Here is a 25,805-nt window from a genome sequence, read left to right on the forward strand (position 1 = left end):
TCGAGGGATGACCACGCGCTGCCCCTGCCTGAGCGGCGAGACCTACGAGGTTTGCTGCGGACCGCTGCACCAGGGGAGTCCCGCGCCGACCGCCGAGCGGCTGATGCGCTCGCGGTTCAGCGCGTTCGCCCTGGGGGACGTGGCGTACCTCCTGCGCAGCTGGCATCCATCCACCCGGCCCGGCGAGCTGACCCTCGACCCGGGCCTGCGCTGGTACCGGCTCGACATCGAGCGCACCGAGCGCGGGGGGCCCTTCGACACCGACGGGGTCGTGGAGTTCGTCGCGCACTACAAGGGCGTCGAGCGGGGCAGCCTTCACGAGGTGTCGCGCTTCGTGCGCGAGGACGGCGACTGGTTCTACGTGGACGCGGTCGAGCAGCCCTAAGAGATGGTGCGGTCGAGCGCCGGCGCCACATACCGCTCCCAGAGCCAGAATGCGACGCTCGCGGCGGCGAAGCCCACGGCCACACCGATGATGACGATGACGCCGACCCCTCGCTCGACCAGGGAGGCGACCGGCAACAGCAGCGCGAACAGCACGGTGTAGACGACCAGGCTGAGGCCGCCCCACAGCCAGCGCGACCACCGGGCGATCGTGCGGCCCGCCAGGCCGCCGATCGGGAGCAGCATGACGGCCGCCGAGCCGATACCCCCGAGTGCGAGCACGTTGACGAACACGGCCACGAACACCGCGAGCGGGGTGGATGGCGCGGCGAGCAGGCCGACGGCCAGCCAGGCGACGACCCCGAGGGCAGCGACCGCGGAAACCTGCACCGCGGCGATAGGCCCACGCCGCGCCCGGCCCGCGTGCGGCTGGACGGCAAGACCGAGCACCAGGACGAACAGCAGCGCGGGGGAGAGCCCGAGCAGGCGCGAGCCGATGGCGGCGACGGCCACCACGAGCAGCATGCCCGGGCGGAGGGTCAGTCGCGGGGCGGCGAGCCGCAGGTGCGGGGCCAGCCCGCGTCCCGAGAACACCCAGACCGCGTTGACGGCGGCGACAGCGAGCGTCACCGCCAGCAGAACGCCCGGGTAAGCGGCCGCATCCCGAACCGGGGTGGAGAGCGTGACGAGCAGCGCGGTCACCAGCCCGACGGCGGCGGTCGGCCAGAGCGACAGGCGAGCGGAGGAGCCAGTGGATGCGGTGCCCGCGGCGGTCCCGCTGGTCGGGTCCTCCGCCGATCCCGCCAGCGCGCCCGTCCCGCCGAACAGGGCGGACGCGTCGGACAGCTCCGACCGCGGGCGGTTCCGGCCGAAGACCGCGGCGCCGCTGCCGCGTCGGCCGGGACCGCGGGGGCCGGACTCGCGGAGGGCGCGATCTCGCCGGCCGCGGGCGAGCGCAGCAGCGAGCAGCCGAGCGGGAAGCACGAGCAGCAGCAGTGCGGCGACCGCAAGCCCGGCGGAGCGCATCCACCCGGGCAGTGCGGCCGCGGAAACGGCCGGCGCAGCTGCGCTCGTGAAGGGGGCGTCCAGCCAGTCGTCCGCGTCCGGCGGCATGGGACCGGCGGGCGGAGCGGCCCCGGGTGCCACCGGGACCGGCGCTGTCGGAGAGGGGACCGGTGTCGGCGTGCGCGACGGTGACGGCGCGGCGGACGACCCGCCTCCGGTGACCGTGAGCGCCACCGAGTTGCTCCCGGCACTGACGTTTCCTGCGGCGTCCCGCTGCAGCGCCGACAGCGTATAGGAGCCGGCGTCGAGGGCCCCCTGGCACGTCCACGCTCCTGCCGCGACATCGGCCGTGCAGACGACTGCGGCGCCGTGGCCGTTCGTGGCGTACACCGTGACGTGGGCGCCGTTCTCGCCCGCTCCGCCGACGGAGAGCGGTGCGCCCGCCATCGCGGAGGCTCCCGTGGGCGTGGTGATGCTCGGTGCTCCGGGAGCCGTCCGGTCGACGGTGATGGCGACGCGAGGGCTGCTCGCCGAACGCTGCGAGGAGAAGTCGGCGACCTGGGTGGCGGTGACGGTGTGCGGCCCGTCGGCCAGGTCGCCGCTCAGGACGCATCCCCAGCCGCCGCCTCCATCTGCGGGGAAGGTGCACGAGGCCCCGGTGTCGGCGGTGACCGTCACGCGGGCCCCCGCGAACGCGCTGCCACGGATCGCGCCGGTCGTCGGGACGGAGCCGTCTCCCGCGATCACCGGCGGATGGAGCACCCGCACCCGGTCACTGGCGCTGTCGCCCGATCCTGTCTCCGCTCGCACGGCGACGCTCGGACCGTCCGGCAGGGAGGCGAGGTCGCAACTCCACCGCTCGTCGTCGCGGACGGTCGCCTGGCAGCTCTCCGGCGCGCCCGGCGCCGAGCCGCCGGAGACGGAGACGGTGTCGCCCGGCGTTCCGGAGCCGGAGACGGTGAGCGGGAAGGTTGTCACGAGGCCGGAGGGCACATCGAGGGAGAGTGGCCGTGCGGTCGGCGGCGGGGTGGGGGTGCTCGACGGGGTCGCGGTGTCGGTGGGTGCCGCGGCCGCCGGAGCGGACGGTGCTGAGGAGGTGGCAGAGGGCTGGGCGCCGAGTGCGGACTGTCGCGGTGCAGGCGAAGCGGTGGAGACGGGAACGGCCGAGGCGGGCGGGGCATCGCCGATCATTCCTGCGGCGCTGAGGAGCGCGGCTCCGAGGGCGGCGACGGTCGCGAAAGACACCAGTCCGAACGACCCCCGTGGCCGGACTGGTGGTGAAACGTCGCTCGTAAATCCCCGCATTCCACCCCATTTCAGGGGGTAACACCTTCCGGTGTCAAACGAATCGCCGGGATTTACGGCATACTTCCATCTGGGTCAACTGTCCCACTTTATCCCGTGCGACGGCGCACGGCAGGACCTCCAGGAGTCCGGATGACGCGCATCCCGGTAGCCGACCGGCGCACCGCACTGGTGCAGGCCGCGCTCCGGGTCGTCGCGCGTGATGGCGTCGCCGCCGCGACCACCCGGCGGATCGCGGCCGAGGCCGGGATGCCGTTGGCCAGCTTCCACTACGTCTTCGCGTCCCGCGACGAGCTGATGGCCGAGCTGATCGAAGCGGCCGTCGAGAGCGAGCAGCGCGACCTCGCGCCGGTGCTGTCGGGCGAGCCGGGCGGCGTCGGGATGCGCGACGCTCTTCGAGCAGGACTCCAACGCTACTTCGACGGCCTCCGCGCCGATCCCGACCGCGAGAAGGCGATGCTGGAGCTGACCCAGTGGGCGCTCCGCGAGCCCGGCTTCGAACCGTTGGCGCGTCGCCAGTACGCGCGCTACCACGAGGTCGCCGCCCAGGCAGCGGCCGGTGCCGCGCGTCTCACCGGGTGCGAGTGGACGCGGCCGCTCGGCGAGATCGCGCGCATCCTGGTCTCCTTCACCGACGGCCTCACCGTCGCCTGGCTGGTCACGCGCGACGACGCCGCAGCCGCAGCGACCATGGACGTGGCGGCCGACGCGCTCGCGGCCCTCGCCGTCCCCGCCCGCACCGCATCCACCCCCACCCCCACCGCACCAGCGACCCCCGAGAACGCAGGTACCCGATGACGAACACCACCACCCCGGCCGTCTTCGCCGAGCCGACGCGCAAGGTCCCGGGCCGCTGGGTCGCCGCCTTCGCGGTGGCCTGGCTGGGCGTGTGGATGGCGCAGCTCGCGCCCATCCAGAAGCTCCTGCCCGACCAGGTGCAGGCGGAGCTGAACACGACCTCCTGGGTCGACAACGTCGTCGCGTTCGGCATCATCTCGGGCATCTCCGGTGTCTGCGCGATCATCGCCTACCCGCTGACCGGCGCGCTCTCCGACCGGACCACCAGCCGATTCGGCCGGCGGCGGCCGTGGATCGCCATCGGCGCGGTCGTCTTCGCCGTCTCGCTGGTGCTCCTCGGGCTGCAGACCTCCATCGTCGGGATGGGCGTGTTCTGGTCGCTCGCGCTGACCGGGTTCTGCATCCTCACGGCCGCCCTCACCGCGACGATCAGCGACCAGGTCCCGGTGGACCAGCGCGGCTACGTGAGCGGCTGGATCAGCGCCCCTCAGGCGATCGGCATCATCCTGGGCGTCGCACTCGTCACCTACGTGTTCGTCGGCGCTCTGGTCGGCTACAGCGCCATGGCCGTGCTCCTGCTGCTGCTCGTGCTGCCGTTCCTGTTCCTTCCGGATGCGGTGCTGACGCGGGAGCAGCGGGAGCCCATGACGCTGCGCGGCATCGTCGAGGGCCTGTGGATCAGCCCGCGCGAGCATCCCGACTTCGGCTGGACCCTGCTCAGCCGGGTGCTGGTCAACTTCGGCAACGCGTTCGGGACGTCGCTGCTGCTGTACTTCCTCGAATTCGGTCTGCGCGACCCGAACGCCGACGACGACCTGCTCATCCTGATCCTCATCTACATGGTGTTCGTGATCGTGTCGTCCCTCGTCCTCGGGCGGCTGTCCGACCGGCTCGGGCGGCGCAAAGCGTTCGTCTTCATCTCGTCGGCGGTGCAGGGCGTCGCCGCGCTGCTGCTCGGGTTCGTGCCGGAGCTGTCGGTCGCGTTCGTCGCGGCCGCCCTGCTGGGGATCGGCTACGGCTGCTTCCTCAGCGTGGATCAGGCCCTCGCCACGCAGGTGCTCCCCGACCCCGAGACCCGCGGCAAAGACCTGGGCATCATGAACATCGCCCTCGCCGTCCCGCAGGCGGTGGCGCCGTTGTTCGGCGCGATGATCGTCGCCGCCCTGGGCGGCTTCGCGGGACTGTTCGTCCTGTCTGCCGTGTTCGCGTTCGCGGGTGCTCTCGCGGTCGCCCGAGTGAAAGCGGTGCGCTGATGGCGGACCTCGACCTGTCCACCCCTCCGATCGCAGCCGAGCGGACCTGGACCACGCCGGACGTGTACTGGCCGTCGCTGTCGGCGGCGACCGCTCGGCTGGATCCGCCGCTCGCCACGCTGCACCTGCCCGCCCTCCGGCACAACGCGCACGACATGTTGCGGCGCGTCCGGGGCGCGTCGGCGCAGGGAACGTCGGCGGCGGCCTCGTCGGTGGAGGCGGCGAAGCCCATCCGGGTCGCCTCCAAGTCGGTGCGCGTCCGCTCGGTGCTGGATGCGGTGCTCGCACTGCCGGGGTACGCCGGCGTGCTCGCGTATACGCTGCCCGAGGCGCTCTGGCTGGCGGAGGGGGACGCCGAGCATCCGCCCATCGAAGACGTCGTCGTCGGCTATCCCACCGCCGATCGGGCGGCGATCCGCCGGCTCGCGGAGTCGCCGGAGCTCGCCTCCCGGGTGACGCTCATGGTCGACTCGGTCGCCCACCTCGACCTCATCGACGCGGTCGTGCCGCCCGCGCAGCGCGAGACGATCCGGCTCTGCCTGGAGCTCGACTCCTCGTGGCTGGCGCCGGTGCTCGGCCACGTCGGGGTCTTCCGGTCGCCGCTGTACTCGGCCGCATCCATCCGGAGCGTCGCCGAGCAGATCGTGCGCCGGCCGGGCTTCGCCCTGGTCGGGATGATGGGCTACGAGGCGCAGATCGCGGGCCAGGGCGACAACCCGCCCGGCAAGCCCGCGTGGGGAGCGACCCTGCGCTGGGTGCAGAAGAACTCCCGCGAGGAGTTGCTCGGCCGGCGTGGCGAGGCGGTCGCCGCGGTGCGCGGGCTCGCCGACCTGGAGTTCGTCAACGGGGGAGGGACGGGCTCGATCGAGTTCACGGCATCCGACCCGTCCGTGACGGAGATCGCCGCCGGAAGCGGGCTGTTCGGAGGGCACCTGTTCGACACCTACCGGGGGTTCCATCCAGCGCCGGCCGCCGCCTTCGCGCTCTCCGTCGTGCGACGCCCCGCGCCCGAAACGGCGACGCTGCTGGGCGGCGGGTGGATCGCGTCCGGACCTCCCGGGCCCGACCGCATGCCCTCGGTGGCGTGGCCGACCGGCCTGAGCATGGTGGCGCGCGAGATGGCCGGCGAGGTGCAGACCCCGCTCACCGGAGCGGCGGCGGACGTGCTGCGCATCGGCGACCGGGTCTGGTTGCGTCACACCAAGTCGGGGGAGTTGAGCGAGCACGTCGACGGCTTCCAACTGATCGACCTGGTCGACGGGCGTGCGAGCGTCGTCGGCGAGGTGGCGACCTACCGCGGCGACGGGAAGGTGTTCCTGTGACGGCCGTCGGCGGGCTCTGGCGCAACTGGTCGCGCACGGAGGCCGTGCGTCCGCAGCGCGTCGAGCGTCCCGGATCCGCCGAGGCCGTCCAGCGCGCGGTCCAGGCGGCGGTCCGCAAGGGCATGCGGATCAAGGCGGTCGGCGCGGGCCACAGCTTCACCGGGATCGCGGTCGCGCCGGGCGTCCAGCTCGACCTCGACGACCTCACCGGAATCGTGGACGTGGACCTCGAGCGCGGGCGCGTCACGCTGGCCGCCGGGACGCGCCTCCATCAGCTCCCGGCCCTGTTGCGGCCGCACGGGCTGGCGCTGCAGAACATGGGCGACATCGACCGCCAGACGATCGCCGGCGCGACGTCGACCGGCACGCACGGGACGGGCGGCTCCTTCGGCGGGCTCGCGACGCAGATCGTCGGCCTCACCCTCGTGACCGGCGAGGGGGAGTTGCTGCACATCGACGAGACGGAGAACGCCGAGCTGCTGCCGGCTGCGCGTCTCGGCCTCGGCGCGCTCGGTGTCATCGTGGACGTGACCCTCCAGTGCGTGCCCGCGTACCTGCTGCAGGCGGTCGAGCGACCCGAGCCGCTGCAGGCGACGCTGGAGTCGTACCTCGAACGGTCGGCGCGGGAGGACCACTTCGAGTTCTACTGGTTCCCGCACACGGAGACGGCGCTCACCAAGACGAACACCCGCCTGCCCCTGACGGCGGAGCGGGCACCGCTGTCCCGCGCGGGGCGGTGGATGGACGACGAACTGCTCGCCAACGGCCTGTATCGCGGGGTCTGCGCCCTCGGAACGGTGGCGCCCGCCGTTATCCCGCCGTTCAGCCGGCTCGCTCAGCGGCTGACCGGCAACCGGGACTTCACCGATCACGCGCCGAAGGTCTACGTCACGAACCGCACCGTGCGGTTCCGCGAGATGGAGTACGCGCTGCCGCGGGAGGCGGTTCCCACGGCGCTCGCCGAGGTCAAGGCACTCATCGAGCGGCGCGGCTGGCGCATCTCGTTCCCGGTGGAGGTGCGCAGCGCCGCCGCGGACGACAACTGGCTGTCGACGGCGTACGGGCGCGAGAGCGGGTACATCGCGGTGCACCGGTACTACCGGGAGGATCACCGTGAGTACTTCTCGGCCGTCGAGGAGATCATGACCGCCCACGAGGGACGGCCGCACTGGGGCAAGCTGCACAGCCGGGATGCGGACGCGTTCCGCGCCCTGTACCCGCGCTTCGACGACTTCCTCGCGGTACGCGACTGCCTCGACCCCGCGCGCCGCTTCGAGAACCCCTACCTCCGCCGCACCCTGGGCCCGTGATCCAAGGCGCCGAAGTGCACGTAGTGGTCGCTATTCGCCGCGAATAACCGCCACAAGGTGCACCTCGGCGATCTAGGGGAGGGGGTTAGAAGGTGCTGCCCATGTGTTCGAGGCGGTCGACGCGGTCCGGGATGGGCGGGTGCGTCGAGAACAGGCGCGCCATGAGGCCGGGCTTCAGGGGGTCGTTGATCCAGAGGTGGGCCATGGAGGTGTTCTGCTTGCGCATGGGACGGCCGTAGGCCTCCAGCTTGAGCAGGGCGCTCGCCAGCGCATCCGGGTGCCGGGTGGTCATGGCACCGGTCGCGTCGGCGAGGTACTCCCGCTGCCGTGAGACGGCCAGCTGCACGAGCGTCGCCACCAGCGGGGCGACGATCGCCGCGACCAGCCCGAACACCAGCAGCACCGGGTTTCCGCCGCCGTTGTTGTTGTCGTTGCGGTTGCCACCGAAGAACGCCATCCGCAGGAAGATGTCGGCGATGAACCCGATCGCGACCGTGAGGCCGAAGACGATCATCCCGAGCCGGATGTCGTAGTTGCGCACGTGCCCGAGTTCGTGAGCCATGACGCCCTCGAGCTCGGCGTCGGTCATGATGTCGAGCAGTCCGGTGGTGGCGGCGACCGAGGCATGCTGCGGGTCACGACCGGTGGCGAATGCGTTCGGAGCGGGGTCGTTCACGATGTAGACGGCCGGCATCGGCGTGCCCGTCGTGATCGACAGGTTCTCGACGATGTTCCAGAGCCGTGGATTGTCGGCCTTCTGGATCGGGATCGCGCCCGACATGCTGAGCGCCTGACTGCTCGCCAGGTAGTACTGGAACAGCGCGTACAGCACCGCCCCGATGACGACGACCACGAGGATCGTGTAGCTCTGGTAGATGACCGACGCCAGCCATCCGAGCGCACCGATGAGGATCAGGAACAGCAGGATGATGAAGACGGTGTTGCGCTTGTTCCTGGCTATCGCCCTGTACATCTAGGCCCTAGAACTGAACGCGCGGGGGCTCGGCGATCGCGGCGAGGTTCTCGACCTCGAAGAACTCGCGCTCGGTGAAGCCAAGCCGACGGGCGAAGAGGTTGTTCGGGAACACTTTGATCTTGGTGTTGAACTCGCGCACGCCGCCGTTGTAGAACCGGCGCGACGCCTGGATCTTGTCCTCGGTGTCGACCAGGTCGGCCTGCAATCGGAGGAAGTTCTGGCTCGCCTGCAGCTGCGGGTACGCCTCCGCGACCGCGAAGATGCTCTTCAGCGCCGTCTGCATGTGGTTCTCGGCAGTGGATGCCTCACCCGGCGTCTGCGCGGACAGCGTCTCGGCGCGCGCCTTGGTCACCGACTCGAAGACGCCCTTCTCGTGGGCTGCGTAGCCCTTGACCGTCTCGATCAGGTTCGGGATGAGGTCCGCACGGCGCTTGAGCTGCACCGTGATGTCGCTCCACGCCTCGTCGACGCGCACCTTCAGCGTCACCAGGGAGTTGTAGGTGGCCCACAGATAGATCCCGATGATCGCCACGATCACGACGACGATGATGACCGGAATGAGCCATTCCATGTTCGCAGAACTCCTTGTGTGCCGGGCGCTCGGGTGGTGCAATTGCGCACCCATAGCTTAGCTTCGAGGCGGTTCCTGGTTCGTCCGTTCCCATCACACTCGAAGCAACCGCCTCGGCGGCGCACAACCGAACGACAGGGTGCGCGCAGGTGCAGAATGGCCTCGTGAGTGACCTCGCCGCCCGTCGCCGTCCGGGCCGCCCGCGCAAGGAGCGCGGTGCCGGCTCCGCCCGCGCGGCCATCCTGCGCGCCGCGGCCGACGAGTTCGCCGAGCGCGGGTACGAGGCCGCCTCGCTGCGGGCCGTCGCGCGGCGCGCGGGCGTCGACTCCGCGCTCGTGCATCACTACTTCGACGGCAAGGCCGACCTGTTCGCGGCGACGCTCGAGGTGCCGTTGCGACCGGATCGCGTGCTGGACGTGGTGCTGTCCGGGCCGCGGGACGACATCGGGGAATCGCTCGTCCGGTACGTGCTCGAGCGTCTCGATGACGAGAAGTCCGCGCGCCGGATGGTGGTCATCATGCGCACCGTGCTCGGCGGCGGCCCCGGCACCCGGATGGTGCGCGAATTCCTCGCCCGCGAGGTCCTCGGAAAGCTCGCGGCGCTGAGCGACGCCCCCGACGCGGCACTGCGCGGCGAGCTGGCGGCAGCGCAGCTGGTCGGGATCATGGTCACCCGCTACGCCCTCCAGGTCGAGCCGATCGCGAGCGCTCCTGCGGACGACCTCGCCCGCAGGGTCGGGCCGGTGCTGCAGTGGCATCTCTTCGGCAGTGCCGGCACGCCCCTCTCTTGACGCGGACGACGCGCGAGGCGAATAATTCAGCACATGATGAATTCGCCTGAAGCGGCGGACCCCGCGGTCGCGATCGACGCGCTCCGCGTGCGTCGGGGTCGAGTGGATGTCCTCCACGGACTCGACCTCCACATCCCGCGCGGGCAGGTCGTCGGCCTCCTGGGGCCGAGTGGATGCGGCAAGACGACCCTGATGCGCGCCATCGTCGGCGTGCAGAAAGTGAAGTCGGGAACGGTCTCGGTCCTCGGCCAGCCGGCGGGCTCGGCGGCGCTGCGGCACCGGGTGGGGTACGTGACGCAGGCGGCCAGCGTCTACGACGACCTGACCATCCGTCAGAACCTGGAGTATTTCCGGCGTGTGCTGGGGGCGGGGCGCGCCGACGTCGACCGCGCCATCGCAGCGACCGACCTCGACGAGCACTCCGGTCGCTTGGTGTCGACGTTGTCAGGAGGCCAGAGGAGCCGTGTCTCGCTGGCCGCGGCACTGCTCGGATCGCCCGATCTGCTCGTGCTCGACGAGCCGACCGTTGGACTCGATCCGCTGCTGCGTGTGGAGCTGTGGGGACTGTTCCATCGCCTTGCCGAGTCGGGCACCAGCCTCCTGATCTCCAGCCACGTCATGGACGAGGCGAGCCGCTGCGACCGGCTCATCCTGATGCGCGAAGGAGCGGTGCTCGCCGACGCGACGCCCGACGAGCTGCTGGCGGAGACGGGCGCGCCGGATGCCGAGGGCGCGTTCCTGGCGCTGCTCCGCCGCCACCACGCCCGGCACGCGCTGCCCGGAACGGACGCCGACGGCTCCGGGATCGAGGACTCCGGTGTTGACGACTCCGGCATCGAGGAGGAGGCGCGATGAATCCCACGCGCACACTCGCGACGACCGGCCGCGTCCTCACCCAGATCCGGCACGACCCACGCACCGTTGTGCTCCTGCTCATCGTGCCGAGCCTGCTGATCGGTCTGGTCGCGTGGATCTTCACGGACACCCCGGTGTTCCAGACGATCGGACCGGCCATCCTCGCCCTCTTCCCGTTCATCGTGATGTTCCTGGTCACCTCGATCACCACGCTGCGGGAGCGGCGCACCGGCACTCTGGAGCGGCTGCTGTCGATGCCGCTCGGCCGGGGCGACTTCATCCTGGGCTACACGATCGCTTTCGGCCTGCTGGCCATCGTGCAAGCCCTGATCGCCTCGGCGTACGCGATCTGGGTGTGCGGTCTCGACGTGAAGGGCGACCCGTGGCTGCTCGTCGCGGTCGCGGTCGCGGATGCGGTGCTCGGGAGCACCCTGGGGCTCTTCGCCAGCGCGTTCGCCCGCACCGAGTTCCAGGTGGTCCAGTTCATGCCACTGCTCGTCTTCCCGCAGATCCTGCTCGGCGGCATCTTCCTCCCGCGTGACCAGCTGCCCGCGGGACTTCGCGAGATCAGCGACTGGCTGCCGCTGTCGCACGCGGTGGATGCGCTCAACGCGGTCGCGGGCGACACCCACGATGCCGCGTACGTCGGCGGTCAGCTGCTGATCCTGGGCGCGTTCGCGCTCGCCGCCGTCATCCTCGGCGCCCTGACCCTGCAGCGACGCACGGCCTGAGGCGGCGCCGGCGACATCCCGGGGATGCCGCCGGCGCATTCAGCAGCACCGGGTCGGAGGAGCGTGTTCGCGTCGGCGAGCGTGCTCCCGCCAGAACTCCTGTTCCGTCATCACCTGTGTCTGGTCGCGACCGTCGGCGTGCTGCAGGAGGTACTTCTCATAGCGCGACTCCCCGGTCACCTCCCGCAGATACCAGCGCACCGCGGCGAGGGCGCGCCTGAGTCGGATCATCGTGCTCCCACTTCCTCCGGCAGTCCATCCGGGTCCTGCAGTCCACCCGTGGACGCCGGCCCGGGCCGTTCGAGAAGGAGCGCTCGTTCGCCACGCGTCGCCCTGAGGCCTGACGGTGCGAAGCGCCGGCTCGGCACGAACGGCGATTCCGTCGATCGGACGTCGCCGCGCCGGGCCGCCGCGACCGACACGGCGATCGTGGCGGCGAGCACGGCCAGCGTGAGCACGGCGAACACGATCGACAGCGTTCCTTGCACGGCGGTGTTGCGGATGACCGCCGACATCGCCTCCTCGGAGCCGTTCAGCAGGGCGCCCTCGTCGCCCGAACGATAGGCGGCGAGCGCCGCGGTGTACTTGGCGTTGTTCGCCCAGTAGCCGATCGCCGGGTCGACCGAGAAGATCTTCGCCCATGACGCGGACAGGGTCACCACCGCGTCCCACACCAAGGGGATGCCAGGCACCCACGCCCAGCGCCAGCGGCCTGCGCGGCAGAGAATGGCGAAGCAGACGGCCAGCGCGATCGCGGCGAGCAGCTGATTCGAGATGCCGAAGAGGGGGAACAGCACTTGGATGCCTCCCAGGGGGTCGGTGACCCCCATCAGCAGTACGGCGCCCCATCCAGCGACGACCAGCAGAGAAGCGATCCACGAGCCCGGCTTCCAGTTGCTGTCGCGGAACCGGGGAAGGAACGATCCGACAGTATCGGCGAGCATGAACCGGGCCACGCGTGTGCCGGCGTCGACGGTCGTCAGGATGAACAGCGCTTCGAACATGATCGCGAAGTGGTACCAGAACGCCTTCAATCCGCCGAGCAGGGGGACCGAGTGCAGGATCTCGGCGATACCCACCGCCAGAGTCGGGGCGCCGCCCGTTCGAGACACCAGTGACTGCTCACCGACGTCAGCCGCGTGCCGGGCCAGGGATTCGGCCGTGACCGAGGTGTCGACTCCTGCGGCATTCGAGAGCCCCGACACGAAGTCGGCGGCGCCCGAGGCCGTGCCGCCCGTGAGCGCCGCAGACGAATTCATGGCGAAGTAGAGGCCCGGCTCCAGACAGATCGCCGCGACCAGCGCCATGACGGCGACGAAGCTCTCCATGAGCATCGATCCGTAGCCGATCAAGCGCGTCTGGCTCTCCTTCTCGACCAGTTTCGGCGTGGTGCCCGACGAGATCAACGCGTGGAAGCCGGACAGCGCTCCGCAGGCGATGGTGATGAACAGGAACGGGAAGATCGTGCCAGCGAACGCCGGGCCCGTCCCGGTGGTGGCGAAGCCGGTCAGCGCGGGCAGCTGCACGTCGGGCCGCACCACGAGGATGCCGACAGCGAGGATCAGGATGGTGCCGATCTTCATGAATGTCGACAGGTAGTCGCGAGGGGCGAGCATGAGCCACACCGGCATGACCGCTGCAGCGAACCCGTAGCCGATGAGCGCCAGGGCAAGCGTGGTCCGGTCCAGGGTGAACGCCGCCGCCCAGACCGGGTTCGCCGCGACCCAGCCGCCCGCGACGATCGCGAGGAGCAGCAGCAGCGCGCCGATGACCGACGCCTCTGTGACCCGGCCGGGGCGCAGGTAGCGGAGGTAGACGCCCATGAACATCGCGATCGGGATGGTCATGGCGCACGAGAAGACACCCCACGGGCTCTCCGCGAGTGCGTTGACCACGACGAGTCCCAGCACCGCCACGATGATGAGCATGATCACCATGGTGGCGAGCAGTGCCGCTGCGCCGCCGAACCGGCCGAGTTCGTCGCGGGCCATTCCGCCGAGCGAGCGGCCGTCGCGACGCATCGAGAAGAACAGCACCAAGTAGTCCTGCACCGCGCCGGCGACAACCGCGCCGACGACGATCCAGATCGTCCCAGGGAGGTAGCCCATCTGCGCCGCGAGCACGGGCCCGACCAGGGGGCCGGCACCCGCGATGGCCGCGAAGTGGTGGCCGAACAGCACGCGCCGGTCCGTGACGTCGTAGTCGCGTCCGTCCTGCAGTCTTTCGGCGGGCGTGGCCCTGCGGTCGTCGTCGACGAGCACGCGGCGCTGGATGAACCGGGAGTAGAACCGGTAGCCGACGGCGTAGGTGCAGACGGAGGCGAGCACGAACCAGACGGCGTTGATGCTCTCGCCGCGCAGCAGCGCGATGACACTCCAGGACGTTCCGCCGAGGAGGGCGATGAGGCACCAGGTGGCGATGCGGACGGGCGTCCATGGTGGACTCTCGACGATGCCCACCGGTGCGCCCGAGCGTTCGAGGCGGAGGATGGTGGCCTTCTTCCGCGGGGGGCGGGTGCCGGGCCGGCGTGACTTCAACGTGGACATACGACTCCTTCGTCATGGACGCGCCCATGCCACCGGGACGGGTCCTGACGACGGGCGCTCACTCATTCAGACGAGGGAGCGGCCGCATCGTGACGCGAGGAGCTGCTACGCCGTCGCCTCGGCGTCCTCGTCCGGCGCCTCCAGCACCGCGGTGCCGGTGTAGCGGTAGCGGACGCGCGTGCCGGTGGGCGGCTCGTCGAGCAGCCGCCACTCGGTGCCGACGTTGTCGTCGCCCACGATCGAGACGTCGCGGATGATCTCCTTGGGCTGCCCGTCGACGAAGGACTGGATGACCTCGGCGTACACCTCGGAGTCGGGGTTCAGCAGCACGGCGATGTAGTGGTCCGACGGTTTCACCTCGCGGGCCGGCACCCACAGCCGCTCGTCGAACTGCACGAGCGTTTTGCCGTCGGAGGTGCCGTGCGGCTTCACGCCCGTGACGATGCCGTCGAGCCACGTGTCGCCGTCGCGGTAGGCGTACAGCTCGCGCATCGGCGATTCGTAGTCGGCCTCGTCGGCCCCGTCCTCATCCAGGTAGTCCAGCGGTGACGTCATGTCCCGAACCCTACCCCCGGGCGCAGCGCATCCGCGAGGAGGGGAGCGAGGTCGCCGCGGGCGCCCTCGCTCACGGCCACCGACTCCAGTCCCTGCCACGCCGCCGTTTCGGCGAGCAGCGGCAGGAGGCGGTCGAGCGTCGCGCGCGGCGCCCCCGGTTCCGTCCAGGCCGACTGCACGCGGAGCACGCCCGCCTGCCGGTCGCTCTTCAGGTCGATGCGGCCGACGATGGCGTCGTCGATCAGGATCGGCAGCGAGTAGTACCCGTACACCCGCTTGGGCGCGGGCGTGTAGATCTCGATGCGGTAGTGGAAGCCGAACATGCGCAGTGCCCGATCGCGGAACCAGACCACCGGATCGAACGGCGACAGCAGCGCCGCGGCCTCGATCGCACGCGGCTTTCGGGCGTCCCGGTGCATCCAGGCGCGGACCGGTCGGCCGGCGCTCTCCCACCCTGCGACTTCCACCGGGATGAGCTCGCCCGCGTCCTGCAGTTCCTGCAGCGCGACGCCGACCTTCGGTCCCTTGATGCGGTAGTAGTCGGCGAAGTCGCGCGCCGTGCCGATGCCGTACGCGACGGCGGCGCGGCGCAGGAGATCCCGGATCGCGTCCTCATCGGACACCGTCCGATCGAGAACCTCCGACGGAATCACCTGCTCGGTCAGGGCATAGCGCCGCTGGAACCGCATCCGGCCGGCGACGGCCACCTCGCCGAACAGGAACATCCGCTCCAGCGCCCGCTTCACCTCCGACCATCCCCACCACGGTCCAGTGCGGTGATTCGCGTCGTGCTCGATCTCCCCGGCGACCAGCGGACCGTTGGACGCGAGTTCCCCGCGGAGCCACTCGACCGTGCTGTCGTTGACCTCGAACCAACTCCCCGGACCGCCGTAGCGCTCACGGTAGCTCCGCATCCGCCAGGCGAACAGCGGCCAGTCCTCTTTGCGCATGAAGGCGGCCTCGTGCGCCCAGTACTCGGTGTGGGGGCCGCGCGCGTCGAACGTGAGCCGGTCGAGGAGCGAGCGGTCGTAGGGGCCGAGGCGGGCGAAGGCGGGGAGGTAGTGGCTGCGCTCGAACACGTTGACCGAGTCGATCTGCAGCACGCCCAGCCGGTCGACGAGGGCGTTCAGCTGACGGGTTCCGACGGCGGCCGGGCGCGGCCTCCCGAATCCCTGGGCGGCCAGCGCGATGCGGCGCGCGAGTGCGGGGGAGACCTGTTCGACCACGCCTGAACCCTACCGACAACCTCGGACACCGGACGTTCACCGGCCCGTCACCGCCGCGAGACCGCCCGGACGCCTGGCCTTCCTACCGTGACGACGTCCGGGTCTTCTCCCGGACGACACCCTGCACTGGAGGAAACCCGTGATCAACAAGCGCGCACGTGTCGCCGGCCTCGCCGCCGCGGCAACCGTCGTCGCACTCTCGCTCGCCGCCTGCTCCGGCGGCGCGAGCGCCAGCTCCACCGACTCCGCCTCGATCGCCACCGCCACCGACGCGAAGTCGGCCGGCGGGATGGACGCGCTGGTCGCCGCCGCGAAGAAGGAGGGCACCCTCAACATCATCGCGACGCCCGGAGACTGGGCGAACTACCAGGAGATCTTCGACGGCTTCACCAAGAAGTACGGCATCACGATCAACCCGAGCCAGGACAGCGCCTCCAGCCAGGAGGAGATCGACGCCGCCAAGAAGCTCAAGGGCCAGGACTCGGCGCCGGACACCTTCGACATCGGCTCGTCGGTCGCGCTCGCCAACACCCAGTACTTCGCGGCGTACAAGCCCACCGGCTGGGACGACATCCCGGACGGCCAGAAGGAGAAGGACGGCCTCTGGAAGGTCGGCTACTACGGCGTGATGGCGGTCGGCTACGACGCGAACAAGATCAAGACCGCGCCGAAGTCGTTCGACGACCTGCTGAAGCCCGAATTCAAGGGCGCGGTCGCGCTGAACGGCAACCCGACCCAGGCGGCCGCCGCGGCCGGCGCCGTCGCGTACGCCACGCTGCAGAACGGCGGGACGCTCGACGACCTCACGCCCGGGGTCGACTGGTTCTCGAAGCTGAAGAAGGCGGGCAACTGGAACGCCGCCGACGGCAAGCCGAACACCATCGCATCCGGTGAGACCCCGGTGCTGCTCGACTGGTCCTTCAACCAGAAGGGCTACGCCACGTCCGACACCATCAAGGGCGGCGGAGTGAACTGGAAGTACGTGGTCCTGCCGGGCACCGCCTACGTCGGCTACTACAACCAGGCCGTCAACAAGGACGCCCCGCACCCCGCCGCTGCACGCCTCTGGGAGGAGTACCTCTACAGCGACGCCGCCCAGAACGCGTGGCTGAAGGGCGGCGCCTACCCGGCGCGCGTCGATGCGATGGAGAAGGCCGGGACCCTGAACAAGGACGACTTCCCGGGCAAGCTGGACAAGACCGCGGTGATGAGCGACAAGCAGGCGACCGACGCCGGCACCCTCCTCAACGCCAAGTGGGCGAACGCGGTCGGCTGATGACCGAGACCGTCACGGGCGCTGCGGCGCCCGCGGTGGGCAGTGCTGCCGCCGGGATCTCCGACACGGAGACCCGGCGGCAGCCGTCGTCCGCTGTGGCACGCGCGGGCCGCCGGCGCCGCACCCGCGCCGCCGCCGTGCTGGGCCTGACTCCGTTCGCCTTCTACGTGGTCGTGTTCCTGGCCATCCCGACGCTCGTCGCGGTGGGCAGCGGCTTCGTCGATGGGGAGGGCCGCCTCACCGTCTCGAATCTCACGGGACTCGCGGAACCCGCCATCGCCGGCTCGTTCTTCGGCGCGTTCTGGCTCTCGGCCGTCACCGCGGTCGTCGGCGCGATCGCCGGCACCGCGCTGTGCTTCGCCATGCTGCGGTCGCGTCCCGGCGGGGTCACGCGCTCGCTGGTGGATTCGGCCAGCAGCGTCCTGGCGCAGTTCGGCGGCGTCATGCTCGCCTTCGCCTTCATCGCGACCATCGGCGCGCAGGGCCTCGTGACGGTGCTGCTGCGGAACGTCGCCCACATCAACATCTACGAGAACGGCGTCTGGCTGTACACCGTTCCCGGGCTCATCCTCCCGTACCTCTACTTCCAGATCCCGCTGATGGTGATCACGTTCATGCCCGCGCTGGAGGGACTCCGCCCGCAGTGGCTGGAGGCGACCGCCACGCTGGGCGGCAGCCGCTGGACCTACTGGACCCGCGTCGGCGGGCCCATCCTGCTCCCGTCGTTCCTCGGCAGCCTGCTGCTGCTGTTCGCGAACGCGTTCTCGTCGTACGCGACGGCCGCGGCGCTGGTCGGCCAGGCGAACAACATCGTGTCGCTGCAGATCCGCCAGGCCCTCATCTCCGAGACCGTCCTCGGCCGCGCGAATCTCGCCGGGGCGATGGCGCTCGGGATGCTCGTGGTGATGGTCGTGGTGATGCTCGCCTACTCGGCGCTCGTCCGCCGCACGGCGAGGTGGCAGCGATGACGCGCGCGAAGCAGCTCCGGCTCGGTCCCGGGCCGGCCGTCCGCGGCGTGATCTGGACGCTGCTCGGGCTGTTCTTCCTCATCCCACTGTTCTCGATGGTCGAGTTCACCCTGCGCACCGCGAAGCCGGGCGTCTACAACCTCGACCGGTGGGCGGCGGTCTTCTCCGGGGAGACCACCCGCTACGACCGCGTGTACCAGGGCCTCGGCAACTCGCTGGTCCTCGCCGCGGTCACCGTCGCGATCGTGTTGCTCGTGCTCCTGCCGACCATCGTGCTGGTCGAACTCCGGTTCCCCCGGCTGCGCAGGCTCCTGGAGGCGGTCTGCCTGCTGCCGATCATGATCCCGGCCATCGTCATGGTCGTGGGCCTCGCCCCGACCTACGCGGTCGTGACCGGGATCTTCGGCTCCGGAGCGTGGACGCTGGCCTTCGCGTACGGGATCACCGTCCTGCCGTACGCGTACCGCGCCATTCAGAGCAACGTCGCCGCCGTCGACATGATCACGCTCAGCGAGGCCGCGCGTTCGCTCGGTGCGGGCTGGTGGACCGTGTTCGCGCGCGTGCTCGTGCCGAACCTGCGTCGCGGCATCCTCGCCGCCTCCGCCCTCTCGGTCGCGGTCGTGCTGGGCGAGTTCACGATCGCCTCCCTGCTCTCCCGCGTCAACCTGCAGACCTCCCTGCTGCTGGTGTCGCAGTCCGACCCCTTCGTCGCGGTCATCTTCGCGCTCCTCGCGCTGGTGTTCGCGTTCGTCCTCCTCGTCGTCGTCGACCGCCTCGTGAGCGCGCGACGCCGGCGCCCTGCGAAAGGCTGACATGACCGCCCTCGAGACTCCCGTCCTCTCCTCCCGCACCGGCTCGACGGTGGAACTGCGCGACCTCGTCCGCGACTTCGGTGGGGGAGCCGGACTGTCCGGCTTCGACCTCGCCGCTGCCCCGGGCGAGCTGATCGCCCTGCTCGGTCCGAGCGGCTGCGGCAAGACCACGGCGCTGCGCGCGCTCGCCGGACTCGAGCGGGTGGACGGTGGCAGCATCCTCATCGACGATCGGGACGTCACCGACGAGCCCACGAGCCGGCGCGACCTGGGGATGGTGTTCCAGTCGTACTCGCTGTTCCCGCACCTGACCTCCGGCCAGAACGTGGAGTTCGGCCTGCGGATGCGCAAGGTCCCGCCCGCGGAGCGTCGACGGCGCGCCGCTGCGGCCCTCGAACTCGTCGGTCTCGACCACCACGCGGACCGCTACGCGCACCAGCTCTCCGGCGGCCAGCAGCAGCGGGTCGCCCTGGCCCGCGCGCTCGTCACCGAACCACGCGTGCTGCTGCTCGACGAGCCGTTGTCGGCGCTCGATGCGAAGGTGCGGGTGCAGCTGCGGGATGAGATCCGCCGCATCCAGACGGAGCTCGGCATCACGACGTTCTTCGTGACGCACGACCAGGAGGAGGCGCTCGCGGTCGCCGACCGGGTGGCCGTCATGCGGGCAGGCCGGATCGAGCAGATCGGCACCCCCGAGGAGCTGTACCACCGTCCGGCGACCGCCTTCGTCGCCGAGTTCGTGGGGCTGACCAACCGTGTCGATGGCACCGTCGCGGGCGGCCGGTTGCGCGTGCTCGGGCAAGAGGTGCCCCTGGCATCCGACGCGCTCGACGGCCCGGTCACCGCCTACCTGCGGCCGGAGGACGTGCTGCTGGCAGCGGACGGCCTCCCCGCCGTCGTGCTCACGACGAGCTTCCTCGGGGCGCTGCGGCGCACCCGCGTGCGGCTGGAGGACGGGAGCGAGCTCGCCGTCCAGCACGGAGCGCGCGAGCGTCCCGAGCCGGGAGAGCGGGTGAACGTCGCGCTGAGCGGGTCTCCGGTGACTGTCGCACCACGGTAGCCCGCGAGTAGAGTCCGCGCATGTCCAGCGAGACTCCGAATTGGGGTGAGCGTGCGGGGGAGGATGCGGAAGCCGCCGAGCTGATCGATCCCGCCTCGTTCGAGAAGACCCTGTCCCTCACGGACATCGCGCACCGCGTCTCGGTGCACGATGTCATCACCTTCCCGTGGTTCCGGCCCATCGACACCATCAGCCCCACGCACACTGTGGGGAAGGGCCGGACCAACCTGACCCTCATCGCGTCCGACATCATGCAGACGGACACGACCGGGACACCGTACGCGGCGTTCACCTACCGGCCCACACCGTCGGGCGGTCCGGGCGTCTCCGTGCACTTCACGCCCGGCGACTACGGGGCGACCGCGGTCGGCGACTACCTGCTCACCTTCGTCATCACGGCGAACGGCCCGGTCACGCTGAATGTCGGCGGGTACGCCGGCGGCGGCACGACCAGCGGCACGGGTGCGCGCACCGTGAACGGGAACGTCGCGGTCGTCGTCGGTCTCGCCCACGTGCCGCCCACGCAGGTCACCTACGCGTACATCCAGCAGACCGGCGGCGCCACCTGGCAGTGGTATAGGACGGTCATCGAGTATCCCCCTCTCATCATTCAGCTGTAAGGGGGCTGGCCGCGGCGCGCGTTTTCGTTGATCAGCCCGGGCCGCGGCCTACACTGGCGGGCATGTCAGACACCGACCGCACCGTACCGCCGCCCGCTTCCGCGCCCGCCGTCGGGCCGGCCGCAGGCCCGGCCGGGAACCGAGCTCCTGCACGCTCGTGGTTCCAGCGCAGGGGCCGTGAACTCGGCGAGCCGACCGACGGCACGGACGAGGCGCTGCCCCGCGGGATGCGGATCGCCGGCGCGTGGTCCTGGCGGCTGCTGGTCGTCGGCGCCGTCATCGCCGTGGTCATCTTCCTCATCATCCAGCTGAAGCTGATCGTCATCCCGGTGCTGATCGCCGTGCTGCTGGCAGCCCTCCTGGTGCCGTTCAAAGACTTCCTCGTGCGTCATCGCTGGCCTAAATGGCTAGCCATTCTGACGGTGCTCATCACTCTCGTCATCGTTGTCGGCGGTCTGTTCTATCTCGCGATCTGGCAGGTGACCCGCGAGAGCGGCGATCTGCAGCGGCGCTCCGTCTCCGCCTTCAACGGACTCCAGGACTGGCTCACGACCGGGCCCCTCGGCCTCAGTCACGACCAGATCGGCAACGCGTTCGCCTCGATCAGCAAATCCATACAGCAGGATGGCCAGGTCTTCCTCTCGGGTGCGCTCTCGGTCGGGTCGACCGTCGGTCACATCTTCGCGGGAGCGCTGCTGACGCTGTTCAGCACGATCTTCATCCTGATCGACGGCAAGAGCATCTGGGGCTGGATCGTGCGGGTGTTCCCCAAGCGGTCGCGGCCGGCGGTGGACGGCGCGGGCAAAGCCGGCTGGGTGACCCTGCGGAACTTCGCCAAGGTGCAGGTGCTGGTCGCCTCGATCGACGCGCTGGGCATCGGTCTCGGCGCCTTCTTCCTCGGGCTGCCGCTCGTCATCCCCATCGCCGTGCTGGTGTTCCTCGGCTCGTTCATCCCGGTGGTCGGCGCCGTCGTGACCGGCATCCTCGCCGTCTTCATCGCGCTGGTCTTTAAGGGCTGGGTGTTCGCGCTGATCATGCTCGGCGTCGTGCTGCTGGTGCAGCAGATCGAGGGGCACATCCTGCAACCGCTCATCATGGGCAGCGCCGTGAAGGTGCATCCGCTCGCCGTCGTGCTGGCGGTGGCAGCGGGATCGCTCCTCGCGGGCATCCCGGGCGCCCTGTTCGCCGTGCCGTTCGTCGCCGTGCTCAACGTCATGGTGCACTACATCTCGAGCGGAGTCTGGAGGCAATCCCCGGCGACGGCGTGGGACGAACCCGACCGCCCGATCTGGGAGACCGTCCCGCGCCCCGTGCGCAAGCCGCCCGGCCGGGCGTGAGCCCCATGCGGCGCGGAGAATACGAGCGCCGGTAAGCTGAGCCCGTGGAAATCGCCACCGATCGCACGCGTACCCCCTTCGCCGGGCCGAGCCTGGACGAATTCGAGGCTGCGCGCTCCATCGTGGCCACCGTCGCGCAGGCGACGCCGATCGAGAGCTCGCGCTACCTGACCGAGCTGCTGGGCGCTCCAGTGCTCCTCAAGTGCGAGAACCTCCAGCGGACCGGCTCCTACAAGATCCGCGGTGCGTACAACCGCATGTCCAAGCTGACCGCCGAGGAGCGGGCGCGCGGCGTCGTCGCCGCGTCGGCCGGCAACCACGCTCAGGGCGTGGCGTTCGCGGCACGGGAGCTCGGCATCCACGCGACGATCTTCATGCCGGTCGGTGTGGCCATCCCCAAGTTCCAGGCGACCCGGGCGTACGGGGCGGATGTCGTGCTCAGCGGCGCATACGTCGACGAGACGCTCCGAGCGGCGGCCGACTTCGCCGCCGAGACGGGCGCGGTCCTCATCCCTCCGTTCGACCACCCGGATGTGGTGGCCGGTCAGGGCACGCTGGGACTCGAGATCCTCGAGGCCGTGCCCGACGTGCGGACCATCGTGGTCCCGATCGGCGGAGGTGGTCTCATCTCGGGCGTCGCCAGCGCGGTCAAGCAGCAGGCGGCCCGAGACGGGCGGCAGATCCGCGTGATCGGTGTGCAGGCCGCCAACGCCGCCGCGTACCCGCCCTCGCTCGCTGCGGGGGAGCCGACCGACATCTCGCTCGTCGCGACCATCGCCGACGGCATCGCCGTGAGCCGCCCGGGCGCGCTGAACTTCGAGATCATCCGCGAGGCAGTCGACCAGGTCGTCACCGTCTCCGAGGACGACATCGCGCGCGCGATGGTGGTGCTGCTCGAACGGGCGAAGCTCGTGGTGGAGCCGGCGGGCGCGGCCGGTGTCGCGGCCATCCTCGCGGGGTCGATCGCTGCGGACGGCACGACCGTCGCCATCCTCTCCGGCGGCAACATCGACCCGCTGCTGATGCAGCGCGTGATCAGCCAGGGCCTCGCGGCCTCCGACCGGTACCTCAAGCTTCGGATCATGCTGCCCGACCGTCCCGGCCAGCTGGCCCGCATCGCGGAGATCCTGGCCGGCGTCAACGCCAACGTCGTCGAGGTGCTGCACACCCGGCACGGGCGCGGGATGCAGCTCGGCCAGGTCGAGCTCGACGTCAGCGTCGAGACCCGCGGTCCCGACCACCGGCGTCACGTCATCGACGCCCTCCGCGCCGCCGGCTACGACCCCGTCGTCGACGACGAATAGCGCTTTCCCCGCCTCCCCTCGGGCCGCTAGCCGCCGAGCACAGGAAAAATGCCCCGAATCGAGCTGATTCGGGGCATATTTCCTGTGCTCGCGGGCTGGCTACTTGCCGTGGTAGGTCTCGACCTTGGTGACCTCGACGGCGATCTGGCGGCCGTTGGGAGCGGTGTACTCGGTCGTGTCGCCGACCTTGAGGCCCAGGATGGCCGAGCCGAGCGGGCTCTGCTCGCTGTAGACCGGGAGGTCGGTTCCGGAGGCGATCTCGCGGTTGCCGATGAGGAACACGCTCTCGTCGCCCGCGATCGTCGCGGTGATGACGGTGCCGGGCTCGACCACGCCGTGGCTCTCCGGAGCCGCACCGACGGTGGCGCTGCGCAGCAGGTTGGTGAGCTGGAGGATGCGGGCCTCGATCTTGCCCTGCTCCTCCTTGGCCGCGTGGTAGCCGCCGTTCTCCTTGAGGTCGCCCTCCTCGCGGGCCGCTTCGATGCGCTTGGCGATCTCGTTACGGCCGTTGACGCTGAGCTCCTCGAGTTCGGCCGAGAGACGGTCGTACGCGTCCTGGGTCAGAAACGAGACCTGAGACTCCTGAGACATGATGAACTCCTTCGCGCCTGGACGGTTGTCGCCGTCTCGGCAGATGGTCCGGTTCGGGGCCGGTGCTAAAGTCGACGCCCCGGTCACAGCCGGGGCGTATCCGCACAATACTAGGTCAGCCAGCAGGTGTTGATCAAACCCGTGTTGGGCTTCATGATCGTCCGGATGGGTTCCGTGTACGCCGTCAGGCGGGTGTCGGAGCCGGGGTACTGCACGATACGCCAGCCGACGATGGCGAAGTCCTCGTTGAGCGCCTGGAGGGCACAGGTGACCGGTGTTCCCGGCGGCGCGTTGATCGTGAACGAGATGTCGACGTGGTGGTCGTCGGGGATCGTGTAGGCGGTGTCGGTGGTCTCCAGGTCGGCCTGGTTGTTGTCCCACCCGGCCCAGAACACCCAGCCGGTGACGATAGCGACCAGGGCCACCAGGGCGCCGATCAGGAGCCAGCGGTCGCGCCGCCTCCGCTGCGGGGTGCGGCCGTAGCGGGTGTCGAGCGTCGGGGTCGCCGTCATGCGTGCACCGCCATGCCGATCCAGCTCCGCTTCCCGCTCGGGAACCTGCCGCCGGGCGACGGTAGGCTGGAAACCAGACTAGGAGACAAAGCTGTGAATGCTGCTTCGCGCCGGGAGGCCGACATGCCCGAGACCGACCCCTGCGCACGGATGGTGGCCGCGTGATCGCCGACCTGTTGCTGCGCGCCTCCGTGCGGCTGGCCGCGACGCCGGCACCGACTCCCTCGGGGGCGCCCGCCGACGACTCGGTCACGCCGGGTGTGCTCGGCTTCGTGGTCACGTTCCTCATCGCGGTGGCCGTCGTGCTCCTCGTGCTCGACATGGTCCGGCGGATCCGGCGGGTCCGGTACCGGGCAGAGATCGCGGAGAAGCTGGATGCGGAGCAGCGCGACGGACAGTCGGGCGACGGGCGCGGCGAGGGACTCGACGACGGGCCGGGTGCGCCGCTCCGTTAGCGCGCCGCTCGGCTACACCGTCGCTCCGTCAGGCGGCCTCAGAGCGCCTGCGCGACGCGCTCGACCAGCAGCGACAGGCCGATGAGCGTCATGGCGACCGCCGACACCCGCGCCAGCACGACCGTGCCCCGCGGCCGGGAGGCGAGCAGCTTCCGGGCCAGCACGGCGACGGTCAGGTAGACGACCGCGCACGTGGCGACGAAGAGTCCGCCGAGCAGCAGCATCTGGGCGGCGGGCGCCCATCCACTCTGGGCTCTCGTGAACTGGGGCACCAGCGCGACCAGCACGAGCAGCCCCTTGGGATTGAAGCCGCTGACGCCCGCGCCGCGCAGGAACGACGAGAGCGGCGAGGACGCGCCGGTGCTCGCGTGCGCGGCCAGCGGACCGGCCGCTCGCACTAGACCGCTGACGCCCAGCCAGAGCAGGTACAGCGCGCCTCCGATCGTCAGCACGTCCAGCAGCACAGGGTTGGCCGCGACGAGCGCGCCCAAGCCCACGGCGACCGCGATGACGACCAGGAGGTAGCCGAAGAGGATGCCGCCGATCGACGGCAGCATCGTCCGGCCGCCGAGGCCCGCCGTGACCGCGTACGCCCAGTCGGCGCCGGGCGTGCAGACGAGGAGGGCGGCGACCGCCCAGAAGCCGAGAACTAGTGCCGGATCCATCGCCGTCCCCTTCCTGCCGCGAGTGCTGCTTCACCGGAAAGCTATTGCGTCTCGCGCCGAAAGTGCTTGCGAGTTTCGGGCACTACGGCCGTAACTGTGGAAGAATCTCGCGCATGGATGCGATCGACCGGGAGATCCTCTCTGCGCTGCAGGAGGATGGGCGCCTAAGCCTCACCGACCTGGCGGCGCGCGTCGGACTGACGCTGTCGCCGTGTCACCGCCGCGTGCGCGAGCTGGAGAGCGCCGGCGTCATCGAGCAATACCGCGCCGTGGTGTCACCCGGAGCGGTCGGGCTCGACTTCGAGGCCATCGTGTTCGTGACCATCGATCGCACCGACCCCGCCACGGTGACCGCATTCGAGGAAGGTGTGCTCGCCATCCCGAACATCGTCCAGGCCGAGCGCCTGTTCGGCGACCCCGACTACATGCTGCGGGTGCTGACTGCCGACCTCACGGCCTATCAGGAGCTCTTCGACGGGCCGCTCGGCGCGCTTCCGGGCGTCCGCAAGCTCTCGTCGACCCTCGTCATGAAGCAGGTGACCGGCCGCCGGTCGCTCCCGACCTGAGCCGGCCGCAC

At 70.4% G+C, this 25,805-nt stretch carries 27 protein-coding genes; 17 read left to right on the plus strand and 10 right to left on the minus strand.

All coding sequences use genetic code 11. From position 1 onward, the window contains the following. The first annotated feature begins 7 nt into the window (after positions 1-7). Positions 8-385, plus strand: a complete 378-nt coding sequence (locus tag P3F85_RS04495; RefSeq protein ID WP_374010055.1) for a YchJ family protein — start codon at positions 8-10, stop codon at positions 383-385. On the opposite strand, the gene P3F85_RS04500 is transcribed toward P3F85_RS04495, so the two are convergent. Beyond that, positions 382-2,634: a hypothetical protein gene (locus tag P3F85_RS04500; protein WP_374010056.1), complete on the minus strand. Its 2,253-nt coding sequence runs from the start codon at positions 2,632-2,634 to the stop codon at positions 382-384. The genes P3F85_RS04495 and P3F85_RS04500 overlap by 4 nt on opposite strands. A gap of 192 nt (positions 2,635-2,826) precedes the next feature. Between P3F85_RS04500 and P3F85_RS04505 the strand changes: the two genes are divergently transcribed. Genes P3F85_RS04505 through P3F85_RS04520 form a run of 4 tightly spaced genes read left to right on the plus strand, consistent with a single transcriptional unit; the run spans position 2,827 to position 7,377 of the window. Next, a complete protein-coding gene (locus tag P3F85_RS04505; protein ID WP_374010057.1) occupies positions 2,827-3,492 on the plus strand; it encodes a TetR/AcrR family transcriptional regulator in 666 nt (221 codons plus the stop codon). Further along, complete coding sequence (locus P3F85_RS04510) at positions 3,489-4,745, plus strand: MFS transporter (protein WP_374010058.1); 1,257 nt, start codon at positions 3,489-3,491, stop codon at positions 4,743-4,745. Before P3F85_RS04505 ends, P3F85_RS04510 begins: the two co-directional genes overlap by 4 nt. Then, entirely contained in the window at positions 4,745-6,067 is a 1,323-nt protein-coding gene (locus P3F85_RS04515) for an amino acid deaminase/aldolase (protein ID WP_374010059.1), read from the plus strand. The genes P3F85_RS04510 and P3F85_RS04515 overlap by 1 nt, the downstream gene beginning before the upstream one ends. Further along, a complete protein-coding gene (locus P3F85_RS04520; protein ID WP_374010060.1) occupies positions 6,064-7,377 on the plus strand; it encodes a D-arabinono-1,4-lactone oxidase in 1,314 nt (437 codons plus the stop codon). Before P3F85_RS04515 ends, P3F85_RS04520 begins: the two co-directional genes overlap by 4 nt. 85 nt (positions 7,378-7,462) lie before the next feature. On the opposite strand, the gene P3F85_RS04525 is transcribed toward P3F85_RS04520, so the two are convergent. Together P3F85_RS04525 and P3F85_RS04530 are read right to left on the minus strand one after the other, a co-directional pair. Continuing rightward, positions 7,463-8,350, minus strand: a complete 888-nt coding sequence (locus P3F85_RS04525; protein ID WP_374010061.1) for a M48 family metalloprotease — start codon at positions 8,348-8,350, stop codon at positions 7,463-7,465. Between the two features lie 7 nt (positions 8,351-8,357). Continuing rightward, the gene (locus P3F85_RS04530) at positions 8,358-8,924 is read right to left on the minus strand and encodes a LemA family protein (protein WP_374010062.1); all 567 of its coding nucleotides are present in this window, start codon (positions 8,922-8,924) and stop codon (positions 8,358-8,360) included. A 164-nt stretch (positions 8,925-9,088) separates the two neighbouring features. On the opposite strand from P3F85_RS04530, the gene P3F85_RS04535 reads away from it, so the two are divergent. Genes P3F85_RS04535 through P3F85_RS04545 form a run of 3 tightly spaced genes read left to right on the plus strand, consistent with a single transcriptional unit; the run spans position 9,089 to position 11,301 of the window. Continuing rightward, positions 9,089-9,715 (plus strand): TetR family transcriptional regulator, encoded by a 627-nt coding sequence (locus P3F85_RS04535; protein WP_374010063.1) that lies wholly within the window; start codon positions 9,089-9,091, stop codon positions 9,713-9,715. Between the two features lie 36 nt (positions 9,716-9,751). Further along, positions 9,752-10,570: an ABC transporter ATP-binding protein gene (locus tag P3F85_RS04540; protein ID WP_374010990.1), complete on the plus strand. Its 819-nt coding sequence runs from the start codon at positions 9,752-9,754 to the stop codon at positions 10,568-10,570. Then, positions 10,567-11,301 carry an ABC transporter permease gene (locus P3F85_RS04545; protein WP_374010064.1) on the plus strand — a complete coding sequence of 245 codons (735 nt, stop codon included), beginning with the start codon at positions 10,567-10,569 and terminating at the stop codon, positions 11,299-11,301. The genes P3F85_RS04540 and P3F85_RS04545 overlap by 4 nt, the downstream gene beginning before the upstream one ends. A gap of 39 nt (positions 11,302-11,340) precedes the next feature. Here P3F85_RS04545 and P3F85_RS04550 read toward each other — a convergent pair whose 3' ends face one another. The 4 genes from P3F85_RS04550 to P3F85_RS04565 form a co-directional block, all read right to left on the minus strand. Further along, entirely contained in the window at positions 11,341-11,532 is a 192-nt protein-coding gene (locus tag P3F85_RS04550; protein WP_374010065.1) for a CstA-like transporter-associated (seleno)protein, read from the minus strand. Then, positions 11,529-13,847 carry a carbon starvation CstA family protein gene (locus P3F85_RS04555; RefSeq protein ID WP_374010066.1) on the minus strand — a complete coding sequence of 773 codons (2,319 nt, stop codon included), beginning with the start codon at positions 13,845-13,847 and terminating at the stop codon, positions 11,529-11,531. The genes P3F85_RS04550 and P3F85_RS04555 overlap by 4 nt, the downstream gene beginning before the upstream one ends. Before the next feature lie 105 nt (positions 13,848-13,952). Beyond that, entirely contained in the window at positions 13,953-14,402 is a 450-nt protein-coding gene (locus P3F85_RS04560) for a hypothetical protein (protein ID WP_374010067.1), read from the minus strand. Continuing rightward, a complete protein-coding gene (locus P3F85_RS04565) occupies positions 14,399-15,628 on the minus strand; it encodes a winged helix-turn-helix domain-containing protein (protein ID WP_374010068.1) in 1,230 nt (409 codons plus the stop codon). Before P3F85_RS04565 ends, P3F85_RS04560 begins: the two co-directional genes overlap by 4 nt. A 139-nt stretch (positions 15,629-15,767) precedes the next feature. Here P3F85_RS04565 and P3F85_RS04570 point away from each other — a divergent pair, with 139 nt between their 5' ends. The 7 genes from P3F85_RS04570 (at position 15,768) to ilvA (ending at position 23,005) form a co-directional block, all read left to right on the plus strand. Then, positions 15,768-16,904 carry an ABC transporter substrate-binding protein gene (locus P3F85_RS04570; protein ID WP_374010069.1) on the plus strand — a complete coding sequence of 379 codons (1,137 nt, stop codon included), beginning with the start codon at positions 15,768-15,770 and terminating at the stop codon, positions 16,902-16,904. Continuing rightward, positions 16,883-17,872, plus strand: a complete 990-nt coding sequence (locus P3F85_RS04575; protein WP_374010070.1) for an ABC transporter permease — start codon at positions 16,883-16,885, stop codon at positions 17,870-17,872. The genes P3F85_RS04570 and P3F85_RS04575 overlap by 22 nt, the downstream gene beginning before the upstream one ends. After that, on the plus strand, positions 17,869-18,684 hold the full coding sequence (locus P3F85_RS04580) for an ABC transporter permease (protein WP_374010071.1): 816 nt from the start codon (positions 17,869-17,871) through the stop codon (positions 18,682-18,684). Before P3F85_RS04575 ends, P3F85_RS04580 begins: the two co-directional genes overlap by 4 nt. Before the next feature lies 1 nt (position 18,685). Further along, complete coding sequence (locus P3F85_RS04585; RefSeq protein ID WP_374010072.1) at positions 18,686-19,744, plus strand: ABC transporter ATP-binding protein; 1,059 nt, start codon at positions 18,686-18,688, stop codon at positions 19,742-19,744. 20 nt (positions 19,745-19,764) lie between these two features. Further along, positions 19,765-20,364: a hypothetical protein gene (locus P3F85_RS04590; protein ID WP_374010073.1), complete on the plus strand. Its 600-nt coding sequence runs from the start codon at positions 19,765-19,767 to the stop codon at positions 20,362-20,364. Positions 20,365-20,426: 62 nt separating this feature from the next. Continuing rightward, positions 20,427-21,701 carry an AI-2E family transporter gene (locus P3F85_RS04595; protein WP_374010074.1) on the plus strand — a complete coding sequence of 425 codons (1,275 nt, stop codon included), beginning with the start codon at positions 20,427-20,429 and terminating at the stop codon, positions 21,699-21,701. 44 nt (positions 21,702-21,745) lie between these two features. Further along, positions 21,746-23,005 (plus strand): threonine ammonia-lyase, encoded by a 1,260-nt coding sequence (gene ilvA / locus P3F85_RS04600; protein WP_374010075.1) that lies wholly within the window; start codon positions 21,746-21,748, stop codon positions 23,003-23,005. 99 nt (positions 23,006-23,104) lie between these two features. On the opposite strand, the gene greA is transcribed toward ilvA, so the two are convergent. Together greA and P3F85_RS04610 are read right to left on the minus strand one after the other, a co-directional pair. Then, entirely contained in the window at positions 23,105-23,596 is a 492-nt protein-coding gene (gene greA / locus P3F85_RS04605; RefSeq protein ID WP_374010076.1) for a transcription elongation factor GreA, read from the minus strand. A gap of 110 nt (positions 23,597-23,706) precedes the next feature. Beyond that, positions 23,707-24,108, minus strand: a complete 402-nt coding sequence (locus P3F85_RS04610; protein ID WP_374010077.1) for a DUF4307 domain-containing protein — start codon at positions 24,106-24,108, stop codon at positions 23,707-23,709. Positions 24,109-24,269: 161 nt separating this feature from the next. Here P3F85_RS04610 and P3F85_RS04615 point away from each other — a divergent pair, with 161 nt between their 5' ends. Further along, entirely contained in the window at positions 24,270-24,563 is a 294-nt protein-coding gene (locus P3F85_RS04615; RefSeq protein ID WP_374010078.1) for a hypothetical protein, read from the plus strand. 38 nt (positions 24,564-24,601) lie between these two features. Here P3F85_RS04615 and P3F85_RS04620 read toward each other — a convergent pair whose 3' ends face one another. After that, positions 24,602-25,228: a LysE family translocator gene (locus P3F85_RS04620; protein WP_374010079.1), complete on the minus strand. Its 627-nt coding sequence runs from the start codon at positions 25,226-25,228 to the stop codon at positions 24,602-24,604. A gap of 113 nt (positions 25,229-25,341) precedes the next feature. Between P3F85_RS04620 and P3F85_RS04625 the strand changes: the two genes are divergently transcribed. After that, positions 25,342-25,794 (plus strand): Lrp/AsnC family transcriptional regulator, encoded by a 453-nt coding sequence (locus P3F85_RS04625; RefSeq protein WP_374010080.1) that lies wholly within the window; start codon positions 25,342-25,344, stop codon positions 25,792-25,794. Positions 25,795-25,805: the final 11 nt, after the last annotated feature.

Source organism: Leifsonia sp. T36S-04, assembly GCF_042465655.1.
Taxonomy (GTDB): Bacteria; Actinomycetota; Actinomycetes; order Actinomycetales; family Microbacteriaceae; genus Leifsonia.

Excerpts from the sequence above, each read along its gene's own strand:
- greA (WP_374010076.1), bottom strand. The coding sequence starts at position 23,596 with ATGTCTCAGGAGTCTCAGGTCTCGTTTCTGACCCAGGACGCGTACGAC.
- P3F85_RS04530 (WP_374010062.1), bottom strand. The coding sequence starts at position 8,924 with ATGGAATGGCTCATTCCGGTCATCATCGTCGTCGTGATCGTGGCGATC.
- P3F85_RS04595 (WP_374010074.1), top strand. The coding sequence starts at position 20,427 with ATGTCAGACACCGACCGCACCGTACCGCCGCCCGCTTCCGCGCCCGCC.
- P3F85_RS04540 (WP_374010990.1), top strand. The coding sequence starts at position 9,752 with ATGAATTCGCCTGAAGCGGCGGACCCCGCGGTCGCGATCGACGCGCTC.
- P3F85_RS04495 (WP_374010055.1), top strand. The coding sequence starts at position 8 with ATGACCACGCGCTGCCCCTGCCTGAGCGGCGAGACCTACGAGGTTTGC.
- P3F85_RS04550 (WP_374010065.1), bottom strand. The coding sequence starts at position 11,532 with ATGATCCGACTCAGGCGCGCCCTCGCCGCGGTGCGCTGGTATCTGCGG.
- P3F85_RS04515 (WP_374010059.1), top strand. The coding sequence starts at position 4,745 with ATGGCGGACCTCGACCTGTCCACCCCTCCGATCGCAGCCGAGCGGACC.
- P3F85_RS04555 (WP_374010066.1), bottom strand. The coding sequence starts at position 13,847 with ATGTCCACGTTGAAGTCACGCCGGCCCGGCACCCGCCCCCCGCGGAAG.
- P3F85_RS04510 (WP_374010058.1), top strand. The coding sequence starts at position 3,489 with ATGACGAACACCACCACCCCGGCCGTCTTCGCCGAGCCGACGCGCAAG.
- P3F85_RS04525 (WP_374010061.1), bottom strand. The coding sequence starts at position 8,350 with ATGTACAGGGCGATAGCCAGGAACAAGCGCAACACCGTCTTCATCATC.
- P3F85_RS04505 (WP_374010057.1), top strand. The coding sequence starts at position 2,827 with ATGACGCGCATCCCGGTAGCCGACCGGCGCACCGCACTGGTGCAGGCC.
- P3F85_RS04580 (WP_374010071.1), top strand. The coding sequence starts at position 17,869 with ATGACGCGCGCGAAGCAGCTCCGGCTCGGTCCCGGGCCGGCCGTCCGC.
- P3F85_RS04560 (WP_374010067.1), bottom strand. The coding sequence starts at position 14,402 with ATGACGTCACCGCTGGACTACCTGGATGAGGACGGGGCCGACGAGGCC.
- P3F85_RS04590 (WP_374010073.1), top strand. The coding sequence starts at position 19,765 with ATGTCCAGCGAGACTCCGAATTGGGGTGAGCGTGCGGGGGAGGATGCG.
- P3F85_RS04620 (WP_374010079.1), bottom strand. The coding sequence starts at position 25,228 with ATGGATCCGGCACTAGTTCTCGGCTTCTGGGCGGTCGCCGCCCTCCTC.
- P3F85_RS04625 (WP_374010080.1), top strand. The coding sequence starts at position 25,342 with ATGGATGCGATCGACCGGGAGATCCTCTCTGCGCTGCAGGAGGATGGG.
- P3F85_RS04545 (WP_374010064.1), top strand. The coding sequence starts at position 10,567 with ATGAATCCCACGCGCACACTCGCGACGACCGGCCGCGTCCTCACCCAG.
- P3F85_RS04610 (WP_374010077.1), bottom strand. The coding sequence starts at position 24,108 with ATGACGGCGACCCCGACGCTCGACACCCGCTACGGCCGCACCCCGCAG.
- P3F85_RS04585 (WP_374010072.1), top strand. The coding sequence starts at position 18,686 with ATGACCGCCCTCGAGACTCCCGTCCTCTCCTCCCGCACCGGCTCGACG.